This is a genomic window from Pantoea sp. CTOTU50773 (assembly GCF_032082325.1).
Classification (GTDB): domain Bacteria; phylum Pseudomonadota; class Gammaproteobacteria; order Enterobacterales; family Enterobacteriaceae; genus Pantoea; species Pantoea communis.
In genome coordinates, this window is the sequence record NZ_DAMDQC010000092.1 from 1 (window position 1) to 16248 (window position 16248).

17 protein-coding genes and 1 pseudogene are annotated in these 16248 nt (G+C 55.5%); 11 read left to right on the forward strand and 7 right to left on the reverse strand.

All coding sequences use genetic code 11. The features are described from left to right. The 5 genes and pseudogenes from pcnB to panD form a co-directional block, all read left to right on the forward strand. Positions 1-336 (forward strand): annotated as a pseudogene (gene pcnB / locus RT340_RS14710) (polynucleotide adenylyltransferase); the annotation flags it as partial. Then, complete coding sequence (folK, locus tag RT340_RS14715) at positions 333-818, forward strand: 2-amino-4-hydroxy-6-hydroxymethyldihydropteridine diphosphokinase (protein WP_313376767.1); 486 nt, start codon at positions 333-335, stop codon at positions 816-818. The pseudogene pcnB and the gene folK, both read left to right, overlap by 4 nt. 82 nt (positions 819-900) lie before the next feature. Then, positions 901-1695 carry a 3-methyl-2-oxobutanoate hydroxymethyltransferase gene (panB, locus tag RT340_RS14720; protein WP_211729123.1) on the forward strand — a complete coding sequence of 265 codons (795 nt, stop codon included), beginning with the start codon at positions 901-903 and terminating at the stop codon, positions 1693-1695. 15 nt (positions 1696-1710) lie between these two features. Beyond that, the gene (gene panC, locus RT340_RS14725) at positions 1711-2565 is read left to right on the forward strand and encodes a pantoate--beta-alanine ligase (RefSeq protein ID WP_211729124.1); all 855 of its coding nucleotides are present in this window, start codon (positions 1711-1713) and stop codon (positions 2563-2565) included. 40 nt (positions 2566-2605) lie between these two features. Continuing rightward, on the forward strand, positions 2606-2986 hold the full coding sequence (panD, locus tag RT340_RS14730; protein WP_034829560.1) for an aspartate 1-decarboxylase: 381 nt from the start codon (positions 2606-2608) through the stop codon (positions 2984-2986). 37 nt (positions 2987-3023) lie between these two features. Here the strand turns inward: panD and RT340_RS14735 are convergent, their stop codons facing one another. From RT340_RS14735 to hpt, 3 genes are all read right to left on the reverse strand, one after another. Beyond that, positions 3024-3794, reverse strand: a complete 771-nt coding sequence (locus RT340_RS14735; protein ID WP_034829563.1) for an ABC transporter permease — start codon at positions 3792-3794, stop codon at positions 3024-3026. Next, positions 3791-4714 carry an ABC transporter ATP-binding protein gene (locus tag RT340_RS14740; RefSeq protein ID WP_097118370.1) on the reverse strand — a complete coding sequence of 308 codons (924 nt, stop codon included), beginning with the start codon at positions 4712-4714 and terminating at the stop codon, positions 3791-3793. The genes RT340_RS14735 and RT340_RS14740 overlap by 4 nt, the downstream gene beginning before the upstream one ends. A 245-nt stretch (positions 4715-4959) precedes the next feature. Next, a complete protein-coding gene (hpt, locus tag RT340_RS14745) occupies positions 4960-5496 on the reverse strand; it encodes a hypoxanthine phosphoribosyltransferase (RefSeq protein WP_039331277.1) in 537 nt (178 codons plus the stop codon). Positions 5497-5662: 166 nt separating this feature from the next. On the opposite strand from hpt, the gene RT340_RS14750 reads away from it, so the two are divergent. Beyond that, the gene (locus tag RT340_RS14750) at positions 5663-6952 is read left to right on the forward strand and encodes a cystathionine gamma-synthase family protein (RefSeq protein WP_034829570.1); all 1290 of its coding nucleotides are present in this window, start codon (positions 5663-5665) and stop codon (positions 6950-6952) included. Positions 6953-7204: 252 nt separating this feature from the next. Here RT340_RS14750 and cueO read toward each other — a convergent pair whose 3' ends face one another. After that, a complete protein-coding gene (gene cueO, locus RT340_RS14755) occupies positions 7205-8827 on the reverse strand; it encodes a multicopper oxidase CueO (RefSeq protein WP_211729125.1) in 1623 nt (540 codons plus the stop codon). Positions 8828-9004: 177 nt separating this feature from the next. Between cueO and RT340_RS14760 the strand changes: the two genes are divergently transcribed. The 3 genes from RT340_RS14760 (at position 9005) to speD (ending at position 11139) form a co-directional block, all read left to right on the forward strand. Continuing rightward, the gene (locus tag RT340_RS14760; RefSeq protein ID WP_097118367.1) at positions 9005-9352 is read left to right on the forward strand and encodes a YacC family pilotin-like protein; all 348 of its coding nucleotides are present in this window, start codon (positions 9005-9007) and stop codon (positions 9350-9352) included. A gap of 108 nt (positions 9353-9460) precedes the next feature. Further along, positions 9461-10324: a polyamine aminopropyltransferase gene (speE, locus tag RT340_RS14765; RefSeq protein WP_211729126.1), complete on the forward strand. Its 864-nt coding sequence runs from the start codon at positions 9461-9463 to the stop codon at positions 10322-10324. 5 nt (positions 10325-10329) lie between these two features. Further along, complete coding sequence (gene speD / locus RT340_RS14770) at positions 10330-11139, forward strand: adenosylmethionine decarboxylase (RefSeq protein WP_097118365.1); 810 nt, start codon at positions 10330-10332, stop codon at positions 11137-11139. A 119-nt stretch (positions 11140-11258) separates the two neighbouring features. On the opposite strand, the gene RT340_RS14775 is transcribed toward speD, so the two are convergent. From RT340_RS14775 to dtnK, 3 genes are read right to left on the reverse strand one after another with little or no spacing between them, the layout of a single operon-like run. Further along, positions 11259-12020, reverse strand: a complete 762-nt coding sequence (locus tag RT340_RS14775) for a DeoR/GlpR family DNA-binding transcription regulator (RefSeq protein WP_034829581.1) — start codon at positions 12018-12020, stop codon at positions 11259-11261. Positions 12021-12026: 6 nt separating this feature from the next. Beyond that, complete coding sequence (locus RT340_RS14780) at positions 12027-13007, reverse strand: D-threonate 4-phosphate dehydrogenase (RefSeq protein WP_034829583.1); 981 nt, start codon at positions 13005-13007, stop codon at positions 12027-12029. Next, entirely contained in the window at positions 13000-14271 is a 1272-nt protein-coding gene (gene dtnK / locus RT340_RS14785) for a D-threonate kinase (RefSeq protein ID WP_097118364.1), read from the reverse strand. Before dtnK ends, RT340_RS14780 begins: the two co-directional genes overlap by 8 nt. Positions 14272-14460: 189 nt before the next feature. Here dtnK and RT340_RS14790 point away from each other — a divergent pair, with 189 nt between their 5' ends. Further along, complete coding sequence (locus RT340_RS14790; protein ID WP_211729128.1) at positions 14461-15609, forward strand: iron-containing alcohol dehydrogenase; 1149 nt, start codon at positions 14461-14463, stop codon at positions 15607-15609. Between the two features lie 17 nt (positions 15610-15626). Next, positions 15627-16248: dihydrodipicolinate synthase family protein (locus RT340_RS14795; RefSeq protein ID WP_313376780.1), on the forward strand; the 622-nt coding region annotated here is incomplete at its 3' end.

A 16248-nucleotide genomic window follows, 5' to 3' on the forward strand; every position in this document is an offset into this window, starting at 1 on the left:
CTCGCGATTCCTAAGCGTATCCCCACCCTGATTCGCGATATCTGGCAACTGCAGTTGCGCATGTCACGTCGTCATGGCCAACGCGCATGGAAGCTGATGGAGCATCCTAAATTCCGTGCCGCTTATGATCTGCTGGCGCTGCGAGCCGATGTGGAACACAACCGCGAACTGCAAAGCCTGACCCATTGGTGGGGCGAGTTCCAGGCTGCGGCGCCGGTCGAGCAGAAAACCATGATGAACACGCTGGGCGATGATCCGGTGGCACCGCGTCGCAAACCACGTCGTCCGCGCCGTCGTCCAACCGGCCCGCGCCGCGATACCAATAGCGCATCATGATTCGTGTTTACCTCGCCTTAGGCAGTAATCTGGCCGACCCGCTGCATCAGGTTGATGCAGCGCTGGCCGCGATTGATGCGATACCGCACACCTCGCGCGTCGTCACCTCTTCGCTGTATCGCACGCCACCGTACGGCCCGCCAGACCAGCCCGATTACCTGAATGCGGTGGTCGCGCTGGACACCACGCTGGAAGCTGAAGCGCTGCTCGATCATACGCAACGTATCGAGCTGGAGCATGGGCGTGTGCGCAAAGCGGAGCGCTGGGGACCGCGCACCCTCGATATCGACATCATGCTGTTTGGTCAGCAGACGATTCACACCCCACGTCTCACCGTGCCACACTACTACATGCACAACCGTGCGTTTATGCTGGTACCGCTGCTGGAAATCGCGCCTGGCCTGCGCTTGCCCAACGGTCAGCCACTGACCGGCATCCTCGCCACGCTGGATCGCAGCACCATCCGCTTGTGGTCTGAGTAGGCGGCAATAATCGCACTACGGTCGTATCGCCTTTTCAATCAATCCAGTACACTGCGCGCATCAGAAAACTCTGGAGTGTGCGATGAAACCGACAACCATCTCCCATTTACGCCAGCTCAAAGCCAGTGACCGCAAATTTGCCACCCTGACGGCCTACGACTTTAGCTTTGCCCGCCTGTTTGCCGATGAAGGCATTCAGGTGATGCTGATTGGCGACTCCCTTGGCATGACCGTGCAAGGCCATGAATCCACATTACCTGTCACCGTGGCGGATATCGCTTATCACACCGCGGCCGTGCGCCGAGGCGCGCCGAATGCGTTGGTGATGGCCGACCTGCCGTTCATGAGTTACGCCACACCGCAGCAAACCTTCGATAACGCCGCTCAACTGATGCGTGCCGGTGCTAACATGGTGAAGCTGGAAGGCGGTGAATGGCTGGCAGACACCGTGCGTATGCTTACCGAGCGCGCCGTGCCGGTCTGTGGTCATCTCGGCCTGACGCCACAGTCTGTGAACATCTTTGGTGGCTACAAGGTGCAGGGCCGTGATGAAGCGGGCGCGGAGCGTTTGCTGGCCGATGCACTGGCGCTGGAAGCCGCCGGAGCACAATTGATGGTGCTGGAGTGTGTGCCGGTGGCGCTGGCAGAGCGTATCACCAAAGCGTTGAGCATTCCGGTCATCGGTATTGGTGCGGGTAACGTCACCGATGGACAGATTCTGGTGATGCACGATGCCTTTGGCATTACCGGCGGTCATATTCCTAAATTTGCCAAAAATTTCCTCGCGGAAACCGGCGACATTCGCGCGGCAATTCGCCAGTATATTGCCGACGTTGAGGCGGGCATCTACCCTGCCGCCGAACACAGTTTCCAGTAAATCAGGAGAGTTGCAGTGCTGATTATTGAATCGCTGCCGATGCTGCGACGAGAAATTCGTCGCTGGCGGCAGGAAGGCAAACGTATCGCGCTGGTGCCCACCATGGGCAACCTGCATGACGGCCACCTGACGTTGGTGGATGAAGCGCGCGAGCGGGCCGATATAGTGGTGGTCTCGATCTTCGTCAACCCGATGCAGTTTGAACGCGCCGATGACCTGGCGCGTTATCCCCGTACCTTGCAGGACGATTGCGAGAAGCTCAATCGTCATAGCGTCGATGTAGTGTTTGCCCCTGCGCCAGCGGATGTGTATCCCAAAGGGCTGGATAGCCAGACCTTCGTTGAAGTTCCGGGGTTATCGTCTCTGCTGGAAGGTGCCAGTCGTCCCGGTCACTTCCGCGGTGTGTCCACTATTGTGAGCAAACTGTTTAATCTGGTGCAGCCCGATATTGCCTGTTTTGGTGAGAAAGATTTCCAGCAGTTAGCCATTATTCGCAAGATGGTGGCCGACATGGGCTTCGATATCGAGATTGTCGGCGTGCCAACCGTACGCGCGCAAGATGGTTTGGCGTTGAGCTCACGTAACGGTTATCTCACCAGCGAAGAGCGCGCGATTGCTGCGGGTCTGAGCCAGGTGATGAACAGCATGGCCGAGCGTCTGAACAACGGCGAACGCCATGTTGAAGAGATTATCGAAACGGCCGAGGCCGCATTGCGTGAGAAAGGCTTCCGCCCTGATGGCCTGGCCATTTGCGATGCCGACAATTTGCAGCCGCTGACGGTGGATAGCCAGCGCGCCGTGATTCTGATGGCCGCCTGGTTGGGGAATGCGCGCCTGATCGATAATCAGCAAGTGGATCTGACGGAGTAACCTCCGTCGTTTAATCGCAGCTTAATAAGGTTATCCCGTTATGATTCGTACCGTACTTCAGGGCAAACTGCACCGCGTGAAAGTTACGCAGGCAGATTTGCACTACGAAGGTTCCTGCGCCATCGACCAGGATTTTCTTGATGCATCCGGCATTCTGCAATACGAAGCCATCGACATTTATAACGTCACCAACGGTCAGCGTTTCTCCACCTACGCGATTGCCGCTGAGCGTGGCTCGAAGATCATCTCCGTCAATGGTGCCGCCGCCCGTTGTGCCTGTGAAGGTGACATCATGATCATCTGCTCTTATGTGCAGGTGGAAGATGAAGTCGCCCGTAGCTGGCAGCCCAAAGTCGCTTATTTCGAAGGCGACAACGAGATGAAACGCATCGCTAAAGCGTTGCCGGTTCAGGTGGCTTGATACAACGAGGGCGGCCATTCGGCCGCCCCCGTAAAACTTAAGTCCGCAATCCGCGACCGCGCTGAATCAACGCATACACCAGTACGTAAAACACCACGATAAAGGCAATCAGCACTGACAGGGTAAACACCAGCGGCACATCATTGATGCCGAGGAAACCGTAGCGGAATCCACTGATCATATATACCACCGGGTTCAGTTTCGACACCGCCTGCCAGAACGGCGGCAGCAGCGTCAGCGAATAGAACACCCCCCCCAAATAGGTTAACGGTGTCAGCACGAAGGTGGGGATCAAGCTGATATCGTCAAAGGTACGCGCAAACACCGCATTCAGCAGGCCAGCCAGCGAGAACAGAATCGCAGTCAGCAGCAGCGTCAGGGCCACCATTGACCACGAGTGCACGTGGAACGGCACAAAGAACAGCGAAATCGCCGTCACCAGAATACCGACGCACACGCCACGCGCCACGCCGCCGCCAACATAACCAGCGATGATAATGTGCGTGGGCACCGGCGCCACCAGCAGCTCTTCAATATTGCGCTGGAATTTGGCGCTGAAGAATGAAGAGGCCACGTTGGCGTAAGCATTGGTAATCACCGCCATCATGATCAGACCCGGCACGATGAACTGCATATAGCTGAAGCCATGCATATCGCCGATGCGTGAACCAATCAGATTACCGAAGATGATGAAATAGAGCGTCATGGTGATCACCGGTGGCACCAGCGTCTGAATCCAGATGCGGGCAAAACGGTTGATCTCCTTGGCCCAGATACTCTTGAGCGCCACCCAGTATAAATGTGTCATGCTTTCACTCCTTTACCCTGGGTCAGGCTGACGAACAGCTCTTCAAGGCGGTTCGCTTTGTTACGCATACTCAGCACCTGCACGCCCTGCGCACTCAGCTGGCTGAACACGCTGTTGAGCCCCTGCTCACGCATCACTTCCACTTCCAGCGTAGAGGTATCCACCAGGCGATACTGGAAGCCTTCCAGCTGCGGCAGCGGACTACGCGGCGCCAGATCGAGGATGAAGGTTTCCGATTGCAGCTTTGACAGCAGGCCTTTCATCGAGGTGTTTTCCACCAGCTCACCGCTCTGAATAATGCCGATATTGCGGCACAGCATTTCTGCTTCTTCCAGGTAGTGCGTGGTGAGAATAATGGTGGTCCCTTTGATGTTGAGATCTTTCAGGAAGGTCCACATTGAACGACGCAGTTCGATATCGACACCTGCAGTCGGTTCATCCAGAATCAGCAGTTTTGGCTCGTGCATCAGCGCACGTGCGATCATCAAACGGCGTTTCATCCCGCCCGACAGCATGCGTGCACGCTCGTTGCGTTTGCCCCACAGATCGAGTTGGTTAAGGTATTTTTCCGCGCGCTTGTTAGCTTCAGAACGCTCCACGCCGTAGTAACCAGCCTGATTGACCACAATCTGCATCACGGTTTCAAACGGGTTAAAGTTGAACTCCTGCGGAACCAGACCCAGCTGGCGTTTCGCATTGACCACGTCTTTTTCCAGGTCATAGCCAAACACCCGCACGCTGCCGCCGGATTTATTCACCAGCGAACTGATGATGCCGATAGTGGTCGATTTACCCGCGCCGTTTGGCCCGAGCAGTGCGTAAAAATCGCCTGCCTCAACGTTGAGATCAAGCTTCTTCAGCGCCTGAACGCCGCCGGGATAGGTTTTGGTGAGCCCGGAAAGTTCCAGTGCATAAGTCATTGCGAATCCATACCCTGTTGTAGTGACATCAAAGCCCTATGAAATGATAGTGCGCTCACGCCGAGCATGCGGGGTTATTCAGAGATAACGAGTGAAAAATCAAAGATGAAGCGCTGAGCGATAACCCGCGACACTTTACCACTCTGCATGCGGTAGGGGAACGCAAGCGCAGCCCGTCAGTCATTGACTCGCGGGCTGCGCATCTTATCGCAGGCTGGCGGGATTAGCCTTGGAAGATTGTGCGGTTATTCACCGGTCGGGATAACTTTGCCAATATACGGCAGATGACGATAGCGCTGCGCGTAGTCGATACCAAAGCCGACCACGAACTCGTCAGGAATGGTGAAACCAACGTATTCCACGGTCACTTCCACTTCGCGACGCTCTGGTTTATCCAGCAGCGTGCAGATGGCCAGTGACTTTGGCTCGCGCAGGCGCAGGATCTCGCGCACTTTGCTCAGCGTGTTGCCAGAATCGATGATGTCTTCCACGATCAGCACGTCTTTGCCGCGAATGTCCTCATCCAGATCTTTCAGGATTTTCACGTCGCGGGTCGATGACATACCACTGCCGTAGCTGGAGGCGGTCATAAAGTCGACTTCATGCGGGACATCGATGGCACGGCAGAGATCGGCCATAAACATAAAGGAGCCACGCAGCAGACCCACCAACACCATTTCGCTGCCGCTGCTACGGTAGTGTTCGCTAATCTGCTTGCCCAGTTCGGCAATACGGGTTGCAATCTCCTGCTCAGAGATCATCACGTCGACGGTGTGTTTCATTGCATTCGCCTGGTTAAGGTTTTCAGAAAGCCACGAAGTCTATCATAGTCGAACCAACCTCTAACGCCGCGCACAGAACGCAAACGATACCGTGGCAAAATTTATTGCGCTGGCCTTAACTACAGAAAACCCACCCGCACTCTCACCGGTATTCTCTGGAGATCCTATGGCCGCTTCATCCAGTAAAAAAACACAGATTGGCACCCACGATCTGCATCCGGAAACGCAGATGCTTAATTACGGTTACGATCCGCGGCTATCGGAGGGCGCAGTCAAACCTCCTGTATTCCTGACTTCGACCTTTGTGTTCAACAGCGCCGAAGAGGGACAGGACTTTTTTGATTTCGTTGCCGGACGTAAGCAGCCGCCGGAGGGCAAGAGCGGTGGGCTGGTATACTCACGCTTTAACCATCCCAATAGCGAGATTGTGGAAGATCGGTTGGCCATCTATGAACAGGCAGAAAGTGCCGCGCTGTTCTCCTCCGGAATGTCGGCCATTGCCACCACGCTGCTGGCGTTTGCGCGGCCAGGTGAAGTGATTTTGCATTCGCAGCCGCTGTACGGCGGCACTGAAACGTTGCTAAGCAAAACGCTGCACGATTTAGAGATTAAAGCCGTCGGCTTCAGCGATGGCACCGATGAAGACAAAGTGTATGAAGCAGCCAAACTGGCGTGGCAGCGCGGTCGTGTGGCGCTGATTCTGATTGAGACGCCGGCCAACCCGACCAACAGCCTGGTGGATATTCAGCTGATGAAGCAGGTAGCAGATGTCATCACCCAGCAGCAAGGTTCGCGCCCGATTCTCGCCTGCGATAACACCTTGCTCGGCCCGCTGTTTCAACGTCCTTTGCAGCACGGTGCAGACTTGTCGCTCTACTCGCTCACCAAATATGTCGGCGGCCATTCGGATCTGATTGCCGGTGCGGTGCTGGGCAGCAAAGCGCTGGTGAGCAAGGTGCGATCGCTGCGCAGCGCCATCGGCACCCAACTTGATCCGCACTCCAGCTGGATGATTGGACGATCGCTGGAAACGCTGTCGTTGAGGATGGAGAAAGCCGCCAGCAATGCAGAAAAAGTCGCCGCGTTTTTGCGTGATAACCCGCAGGTAGAAAAATTGCACTGGCTGCCCTATCTCGATGCGGACACCTCTGCGGGTGAAACCTTCCAGCGACAATGCAGCGGCGCAGGTTCCACCTTCTCGTTCGATATCAAAGGCGGCCAGCCGGCAGCATTTCGTTTTCTCAATGCCCTTGCGTTGTTCAAACTGGCGGTGAGCCTGGGCGGCACCGAATCACTCGCCAGTCATCCGGGCAGCACCACCCATTCCGGCGTACCGCAGGAGGTACGCCAGCGTATTGGCATTACCGATGCCACGGTACGTTTGTCGATTGGTATCGAGCATGCTGATGATTTGATTGAGGATATCCGGCTGGCACTGGAAGCGGCTCAGGCATAATCACTTGCCTGGCACGCTCAGAGAGGAGTTAGCGGCGTTGACCAGGCATCGAGCAGCAGGATAAGGCTGTCCGATGTCCACGCTCGTGTGCTGCCGTAAACCAGGCCACTTGTGCCCTGCCCCTGTAACAGGAAATCAGGCCATTGGCGCCCTGATACTGCTGCTGAGCAGTAAAATGCCACGCTTATGCCCTGGTGTTGCTAAACAACCCACAGCGAAGACGTTTTGGCTTCGCTGCGGTGAGGCAGTCACTTAGCCGACAGTGAAGCCTAGCATCATGCCGGTATCTTCATGCTCCAGCAGATGGCAATGCGCCATGTAGGCGTTATCGGCATTGGCAACGTAGTTAAACCGCACCAGCACCTCACTGCGCCAGCCGTTCACGCTGACCATGTCTTTCCAGCCCGCGCGATGCGGCGCTGGCGGCTTGCCGTTTTCTGACAGGATGCGGAACTGAGTGCCATGAATGTGGAACGGATGCAGCATGGAATCGCCCTCACCGGAAATGGTCCATTTTTCCAGCTTGCCGAGTTCAGCATTGAACATCGGCTTGGTCATGTTAAACGCCTGACCGTTGATTTTATTGCCGTTGTGGAAATCGTAAGCCGCTGTTTTTGCGTGATCCATCGGCATACTGCCATGGTCCATCTTCATGGCACCGCCGCTCATGTCCATGTTGCCGTGATCCATCTGCATCGCCCCACCCTTCGAGTCCATGTTGCCGTGGTTCATTTTCATCCCGGCCATGGCTTGATGACCGTAACGATCCATCAACGCCTGCATGCCTTGTTGATCCAGCTGCGGATCCATCATCAGTTGTAGCCAGCGGCTTTGCACGCCTTCCACTGATGGCAGCGGCGGCAGATCCACCAGCTTATCCGGCATAGAACCACTTGCCATCACGCGCAGTGGCAGAATTTGCACCAGCGGCAAGGGTTGATCAAAGGGTGCCAGCGTCATGCCCATCTGCGTCACCGGCAGCGTCACCATGTCGAAGGTTTTGCCGTCTGAAGTATCAATCATCACTTCGAAACGCTCGCCAGGCAGCAGCGGCAGGCTATCCACTTTTACCGGCTCGGCCAGCAAACCGCCATCGCTGGCAATCACGTACATTGGGCGCTTATCACTGGTGGCGATATCCAGCGAACGGGCATTGCAGCCGTTCAACAGACGCAAGCGCAGCCAGCCGCGTGGCACCGCTTGCTGCGGATACTGCACGCCGTTGGTTAACATCATGTCACCAAACCAGCCCACCGCCGCGCGCATGATGTCGAGTTGGTAATCGATTTTTGCGCCGTCTTTGGTCAGCTGTTTATCCTGGAAAATCAGCGGCACGTCATCTTCGCCCCACTGCATCGGCAGACGCAATTTGCCGGAATCTTCGTCCTCTAACAACACCAGTCCCGCCAGCCCCTGCGCCACCTGATAGCCGGTTTTGCCATGCTGATGCGGATGGAACCAACAGGTGGCAGCCGGTTGATCGGGCGTAAAGGTCACCTGACGTGAGGCACCGGGCGCAATCAGTGCTTGCGGTCCACCATCAACATCGCCAGGAATTTCCAGACCGTGCCAGTGCAATGTCGTTGCTTCCGCCAGCCGATTATGAATATTCACCGTAACGGCTTTCTCGCGCGGCAACCGCAGCGCCGGGCCGAGCAGACTGCCGTTATAGCCCCACGTCGGGACGGATTTGCCGTTCCATTGGCTGGTGCCACTCATCGCGGTGAGCGTGTACGCTCCGCGTGCATCGGGCTGCAAAATAGAGGGGATCGGTAACAGCGGGCGCGTCGCCGCCATTAACGAACGGCTCCACAAAGGCAGCGCACCTGCCGCGCTGAGTGCGGCGGTCAACTTTAGAAAATGACGACGTTGCATATTCTTATCCTTGTCGTGAATAAGGGCACAGCGTAAACCTTTACCCTGCGGGAGGGTCAAGCCCCTTAACAGAATGCGCCGATAAAAACCGTGGGAATGCCCCATTTGGGCAAATTTAGCGGAATCCCTGCAATAACTGTGCTAACGTCAATAAATTGTCCCTTATTGAGAATGATTATGACGAAAAGCATCAAGATCCTGCTGCTGGCGGGACTCCTTGGCTTCTCCTCCACCAGTTTTGCCCTGAGCGAATCCGAAGCTGAAGATCTGGCCGATCTGACCGCGGTGTTTGTTTACCTGAAGAACGATTGTGGCTATCAGGATCTGCCCGATGCGCAAATTCGCAAAGCGCTGGTGTTTTTTGCCCAGCAGAACCGCTGGGATCTGGGCAATTACAGCAACTACAACATGAAGTCGCTCGGCGAAGAGAGTTACAAAGATTTGAGCGGTATCGCCATTACCAATGACAAGAAGTGTAAGTCGCTGGCGCGTGACTCGCTGAGTCTGCTCGCTTACGTCAAATAGCCCGCCATCCCGCTCTGCTGCTGAAGATTTGACCGTGCAACCACGGTCATATTTCGCTATGCTTTTTCCCCTAATTTCATGGCGATGACATTCGAGGAGAGCCCCATCATGGCCCAGAATGAAATGTGGTATGAGACGCTTCATGCCGGATTTGGACAGTATTTCACGGTAGATAAACTGCTTTATCGCGACAAAACGGCGCATCAGGATCTGGTGATCTTTGAAAATGCCGCTTTTGGTCGTGTCATGGCGCTGGACGGTGTGGTGCAAACCACCGAGCGCGATGAGTTCATCTACCACGAAATGATGACCCACGTGCCAATCCTGGCGCACGGCAAGGCGAAACGCGTGCTGATCATTGGCGGTGGCGATGGCGCCATGCTGCGCGAGGTCTTACGTCACCAAACGATTGAACAGATCACCATGGTTGAGATCGATGCCGGCGTGGTGAGTTTTTGCAAGACGTATCTGCCCAATCACAGCGCCGGTGCCTACGACGATCCACGGCTGAATCTGGTGATTGATGATGGTGTGAATTTCGTCACCCAGACGCAAGAGAAGTTCGACGTCATTATTTCCGATTGCACCGATCCCATCGGTCCCGGTGAAAGTCTGTTTACCTCTGAATTCTATGCCGGCTGTAAACAGGCGCTAAATCCCGGTGGAATCTTTGTGGCACAGAACGGCGTCTGTTTCCTGCAGCAGGACGAAGCGATCAACAGCCATCGTAAACTCGGCCATTACTTCTCCGACGTCAGCTTTTATCAGGCGGCGATCCCCACCTATTACGGCGGCATCATGACATTTGCCTGGGCAAGCGACAACGAGACGCTACGCCAGTGGGATGCAGTCACCCTGCAATCACGCTTTGACGACGCGGGCCTACGCTGCCGCTACTACAATCCCGCGATTCATGTCGGTAGCTTTGCCTTACCGCAATATCTGCTGAATGCCTTGTCGTGTGAGGAGTGACGAAATTGCAAAAGCTGAAACTACACGGCTTCAATAATCTGACGAAGAGCCTGAGTTTTTGTATTTACGATATTTGCTACGCCAACAGCGAAGCGGAGCGTGATGGCTACATCGCCTATATTGATGAGCAGTATAATGCGAATCGCCTCACCGAAATCCTGACTGAGACCTGCTCAATCATTGGTGCCAACGTGCTGAACATCGCGCGACAAGATTATGAACCGCAGGGTGCCAGCGTTACCATTCTGGTCAGCGAAGAGCCGATCAATCCGCAGGATATCGACAAATCTGAGCATCCGGGTCCGCTGCCCAATTCGGTGGTGGCGCATCTGGATAAGAGCCATATTTGCGTGCACACCTATCCAGAAAGCCATCCTGAGGGGGGATTGTGCACCTTCCGCGCTGATATCGAAGTCTCCACCTGTGGGGTGATTTCGCCGCTTAAGGCGCTGAATTATCTGATTCACCAACTGGAATCGGACATCGTTACCATTGATTATCGCGTGCGTGGTTTTACCCGTGATGTGAATGGCTTAAAGCACTTTATCGATCACGAGATCAATTCGATTCAGAACTTTATGTCCGAGGATATGAAGTCGATGTACGACATGGTGGATGTGAACGTCTATCAGGAAAATATCTTTCACACCAAGATGTTACTGAAGGAATTTGACCTGAAATATTACCTGTTCAATACCAGGCCTGAAGAACTCAACCCGCAGGAGCACAAGCGCATCACCAATCTGCTGTGGAAAGAGATGCGTGAAATCTACTACGGCCGCAATATTCCGGCGACGGGATTGAAGCTATCGTAGTGGGCTGCGATTAACGGGTGCGCATCAATGGGCACCCTACGCAAGCAGGTGTCGGTGCAGGGCTAGCATTGGGTTAACCCTGTTGCTGAAGGGTCGCCTTTGATGGCGACCTTGTTATATCAGGCTGTCAGCTGCAAACCAATGCCACGCTCACGCAACGCGCGACAAACTGCGTCGTCGAGACGCGCATCCGTCACCACATCGGTCAAACTATCAATCGGTGCGGCGCAGTATAGCGACCAGGAACCGTACTTACTGCTGTCAGCCAGCAGGATGCGGCGGCGCGCATTCGCCAGCAGATCCATCTTCAGACCGGCTTTATCTTCCGTCGGCGTCGTAATCCCGCGTTCGATACTCCACGAGTTACAGCTAACGAACGCGATATCCGGATTGATGCTGCGCAGCAGGCGTCGGCCATGCTCCCCAATACAAGACTGACTGGAGTCATCAATACGGCCACCAATAATGGTGGTTTCAATCTGCTTGAATTCAGACAGGAACAGCGCGATATGCAGGTCGGCGGTGATCACTCGCAGTTGCAGATGCGTGAGCTGGCGCGCCAGTTCCAGCATGGTGGTACCGGCATCCAGCACCACGGAGTCGCCCGACTGCACATAGCTGGCGGCAAACTGCGCGATGGCCTGCTTCTCGGCCAGATTACGCTGCATTTTTTCCAGCGTGGTCGGCTGCGCAGGAATAAAACGATTGAGCGTCACTCCGCCATGGCTGCGGCTAATGACGCCTTCCTTGTCGAGCTTGATCAGATCGCGGCGGATCGTCGCCGGTGAAGCCGAGATCGCACTCACCAGCTGTTCTACAGTGACCAGATTATGACTTTTCAGGTAGTCCATAATCTGGTCGAGACGGCTTTGTCCCTTCATATTTCCCTATGCTAGCTGCATCGCGAGTTTAATGGAGATCGCCATGCTCGCAGAGTTCGCTTTACCTGTCCAGGCGATATCAAACGCCGTGCCGTGGTCCGCGGAAGTACGGATAAACGGCAGGCCAGCGGTGATATTGACGCCATCATAAAAACCTAACAATTTCAGAGGGATGTGTCCCTGATCGTGATACATCGCCACCACCATATCGTACTGACCTTGCTGACACTGCAGGAACACGGTATCCGGCGGACACGGGCCATAAACATCAATGCCCTGCTCTTTCATCACTTTGATTGCCGGTGCTACGGTGGTGATCTCTTCGTCACCAAACAGGCCATTTTCGCCCGCATGCGGATTCACCCCAGCTACGGCAATGCGCGGCTTGTCGAAACCGACGCGGCGCAGGAAGGTATCCGCCATGCCGATCACCGTCTGGATACGGTCCCCATTCAGGGTGTCGAGGAACTTACGCAGCGCGATATGCGTCGTGACGTGGATCACCTTCAGATGATCGGTGTACAGCACCATGGCGTAGTTTTTGGTGTTAGTCAGTTGCGCCAGCAGTTCGGTGTGTCCCGGATAAATGTGCCCTGCTGAGTGCAGTGCTTCTTTATTGAGTGGAGCTGTCGCGATTGCGTGCACTTCCCCGGCCAGTGCCAGTTCGGTGGCGCGTTTCACACAACGCCAGGCCAAATCACCGGCTTCTTTCTGCACCACACCCGGTTTTAATGCCTCTGGATTGGCCAGCGGTTCATCGATCACGTTGATGATGCCCGGTGCGAAATGCGCGTCTTTGACGTTATCCAGTACGCGTAATTCTGCCTGCGGCGTAATGTTCAATCCCATCACCCGACGCAGCGTGCTGGCACAGCCGACCACCACTGCCGGGATCCCCGCCAGGTCACCTTCCGCTAACGCTTTAATGATGATCTCCGGGCTGATGCCCGCCGGATCGCCCATGGTCACCGCAATAATTTTATTCACTCGACTTCTCCTCAATGAAACGGATGGCTTCTACCAGGGTGTTTTCGTCACCAAAGCCACCCGCTTTGGTCATCACCGGCAGGTGTAATTCGCTATTTAGCAGAACCCCGTGCGGCACACAGCCCGCCACCAGGCCCTGAATCTGAAAACCACTGGCGCCGAGCGCTTGTGCGACGGCAATTGCCACGTCGCCGCCCGAAAGATACAACCCGGCAGGCAAGGCCTGGCGGCAAACGTTGTGGGTCAATTGGGCGAGAAAGTGGCAGATGCGTTCTCCCAGCTCCTGGCGTGACACCTGATGTTGCTGACACAGCTGTTCAATCTCATGGCGTTGCTCTGCATGCTGTGTGGTGCGCACCACGCAATGTGCGCCGTCGCGTAAAGCCTGTTGCATCGCCTGCTGCCACTCGACAGCCTGCGGCCACGCGGGCTGAGCAAACAACTGACGGATATCAATATCGATAATGCGAATGTCACGTTGGGTCGCGAGGCGGGCGATTTGCTGCTGCGCGATGGCGCTCATCGAACCCACCACGGCCAGCACCGGCCTGGCCGGACGCGTCGCCAGATATTCGCCCAATGCATCACCTAATCCGGAAGCGCCTGCGAGTAAGGGTCGTGCGGGTAAACTCGCCGCCGCCGCCACAATCAGCGCAATATCAGCATCCTGCTCGGCATCCAGCACCACTAAGCCCTTCCTACTGGTAAGCACCTGTGCCAGCTTGCCACTGCGCACCGTCGCCAGGTCCAGAGTTTCACCGGTCAGATCGCTTTGCATGTGCAGGCGGGTTAACACATGGCTACTGGTCACCGGGGTTTTCGGGTCGCTGGCAAATTCGGTGTCCGTCAGACGCTGCTGGTTGATCCAGACTTCACCTTCACGCGTGGTACGGCCCAATTTCGGCACAGCGGGCACCACCAGCGCTAAGGTTTTTCCGCTGGCGTGCAATGCGGCCTCAATCTCTGCGCCCGGATTGCCGCGCAGCGTGGAATCAATCTTTTTAAACAGCCAGCCATCCTGGGCAATCGCCTGATGCTGCTGTAATGCTAGCGTTGTACGATGCGCTGCTTCTGCTGCACTGACTGCACGGCTGTCGGTGCTGATGACCAGCACATCGGCGCTGCTGGCATCGTGGGCAGTACTGCTATCAAACAGCACATGCACCTTTGCGCCTGCTCGCGCCAGTCCGCTACCGGCGTCGTTGGCACCGGTAAAATCATCCGCGATCACTAAGACGGGTGTTTTCCATGGCTGTGAAGTCATTCTCTTTCCTCTGCCGGCAGTTAGCCGTGTTGAGATTGATTATATTCAATCATGATTGATTATATGTGAGCAAGATCAAATTATTTGAAATCAATTTGTCCTATAAATTTAGGCACTGTAGTGACAGAACCCGCACTGAATGAGCAAAGTTAATCATTTAGTACGAAAAAACCGCGATAAGGGTATGAAATGAATATCAACAGCACCGTGATCAGTGGCTTCCAGGCGCTTAATGACCTCAGCTATTTACTGCAGAGTAAAGACAAAGCGCTTCTGGTCACCGACAAGAATATCGAAGGCATTCCAGCGGTTCAGTCGCTGATCGCGCAGCTGAAACAGCAGATCAGCAGTTTGAGCATCGTCAACAGCGTGCCGCCGGAGCCAAGCCAGCACGATGTCGCCGCCATTGTTGCCGCACTACCTTCTACCGACGTCGATCTGGTGATCGGCGTGGGCGGCGGCAGCGTGCTGGATGTCGCCAAACTGCTGTCGATTCTGTGCGTTGATGGCGCGCCAACATTGGATGCCCTGCTGGCCGGAGAGAAACCGCTGACCCGCACCACGTCACTGTTGATCCCGACCACCGCCGGTACCGGCTCCGAAGCCACGCCAAACGCAATCCTGGCGATCCCAGAGAAAGAGACCAAAGTCGGCATCATCACTCCGGTGATGCTGCCCGATTATGTCGCACTGGTGCCTGAACTGACCACCAGCATGCCGCCACATATCGCCTCTTCGACCGGTATTGATGCACTCTGTCATCTGATCGAGTGCTTTACCGCCACCGTGTCCAATCCGGTGAGTGATAACTATGCGCTGATCGGCATGAAAAAGCTGTTTGCCAGCCTGGAGACCACGATTGCCGAACCGGGCAATCTGGAAGCGCGCCTGAATATGTTGTGGGCTTCTTATTACGGTGGCGCATCGATTGCCCACGCCGGTACCCATCTGGTGCATGCGATGTCCTATCCGCTGGGCGGCAAATATCATCTGCCGCACGGCGTGGCGAACGCCATTCTGCTGGCACCGTGCATGCGCTTTGTGCGCCCCGCCGCCGTGAGCAAATTCGCGCAGGCCTACGATCTGCTGCCGGACGCCGATGCCTCACTGGATGAAGAAGCCAAATCGCATGCGCTGGTGGAGTACTTTGCCGCGCTGGTGAAACGTCTCAAACTGCCTGCCAGTCTGGAAGAACTGGGTATCGGCCCGGATCACCTGCCGTATCTGGTTGAAGCCGCGCTCGACGTGCAGCGACTGATGAAGAATGTACCGATGAAAGTGAACGCCGATGACGTACGAAACGTCTACCTGACACTCTTTCCGGCTTTGAATCACTAAGGATTAATGAGGGCATCATGAGTAAGAAAATTCAGGGCGTATTAACCGCCATCGTCACCACCTTTGACAGTGAAGGTGCGTTTAATCCCGCGGCTCAGCGCCTGCAGGTACAACGTCAGCTCAGCGCGGGTAACGGCATCTTCTGCGGCGGTACCAACGGTGAGTTCTTTGTGCTCAACGAGCAGGAGAAGTTAGCGGTTACCGAAACCTGCGTCGATGAAGTGAACGGCGCTGCCCCGGTTGTGGCGCACATCGGTGAGATCTCTACCCGTGAAACCATCCGCCTCGGCAAACAAGTCGCCAAACTGGGCGTGGATGCGGTTTCGGTGATAACTCCGTATTTCGTGCCGCTGAAGCAGGAAGAGTTGATTGCCCACTACCGCGCGGTGGCAGATGCGATTGAAGTCCCGCTGTATCTGTACAACATCCCTGCACGCACCGGCAACACCTTACAGCCGGAAACCGTGCGTGCGCTGGCTTCACATCCCAACATTATCGGCATCAAAGACAGTGCGGGCAGCTATGAGAGCCTGAGCGGTTTCCTGAAGGCCGCTGAAGGCGTGGAAAACTTCAACGTGCTGACCGGCCCAGACTCGCTGATCCACCGTGGCTTTGTTGAAGGTTGTACTGCCTGTATTT

Excerpts from the sequence above, each read along its gene's own strand:
- RT340_RS14760 (WP_097118367.1), top strand. The coding sequence starts at position 9,005 with ATGACGAAAAGCATCAAGATCCTGCTGCTGGCGGGACTCCTTGGCTTC.
- RT340_RS14735 (WP_034829563.1), bottom strand. The coding sequence starts at position 3,794 with ATGACACATTTATACTGGGTGGCGCTCAAGAGTATCTGGGCCAAGGAG.
- speE (WP_211729126.1), top strand. The coding sequence starts at position 9,461 with ATGGCCCAGAATGAAATGTGGTATGAGACGCTTCATGCCGGATTTGGA.
- RT340_RS14775 (WP_034829581.1), bottom strand. The coding sequence starts at position 12,020 with ATGAAGGGACAAAGCCGTCTCGACCAGATTATGGACTACCTGAAAAGT.
- folK (WP_313376767.1), top strand. The coding sequence starts at position 333 with ATGATTCGTGTTTACCTCGCCTTAGGCAGTAATCTGGCCGACCCGCTG.
- panB (WP_211729123.1), top strand. The coding sequence starts at position 901 with ATGAAACCGACAACCATCTCCCATTTACGCCAGCTCAAAGCCAGTGAC.
- RT340_RS14790 (WP_211729128.1), top strand. The coding sequence starts at position 14,461 with ATGAATATCAACAGCACCGTGATCAGTGGCTTCCAGGCGCTTAATGAC.
- panD (WP_034829560.1), top strand. The coding sequence starts at position 2,606 with ATGATTCGTACCGTACTTCAGGGCAAACTGCACCGCGTGAAAGTTACG.
- RT340_RS14750 (WP_034829570.1), top strand. The coding sequence starts at position 5,663 with ATGGCCGCTTCATCCAGTAAAAAAACACAGATTGGCACCCACGATCTG.
- hpt (WP_039331277.1), bottom strand. The coding sequence starts at position 5,496 with ATGAAACACACCGTCGACGTGATGATCTCTGAGCAGGAGATTGCAACC.
- cueO (WP_211729125.1), bottom strand. The coding sequence starts at position 8,827 with ATGCAACGTCGTCATTTTCTAAAGTTGACCGCCGCACTCAGCGCGGCA.
- dtnK (WP_097118364.1), bottom strand. The coding sequence starts at position 14,271 with ATGACTTCACAGCCATGGAAAACACCCGTCTTAGTGATCGCGGATGAT.
- RT340_RS14740 (WP_097118370.1), bottom strand. The coding sequence starts at position 4,714 with ATGACTTATGCACTGGAACTTTCCGGGCTCACCAAAACCTATCCCGGC.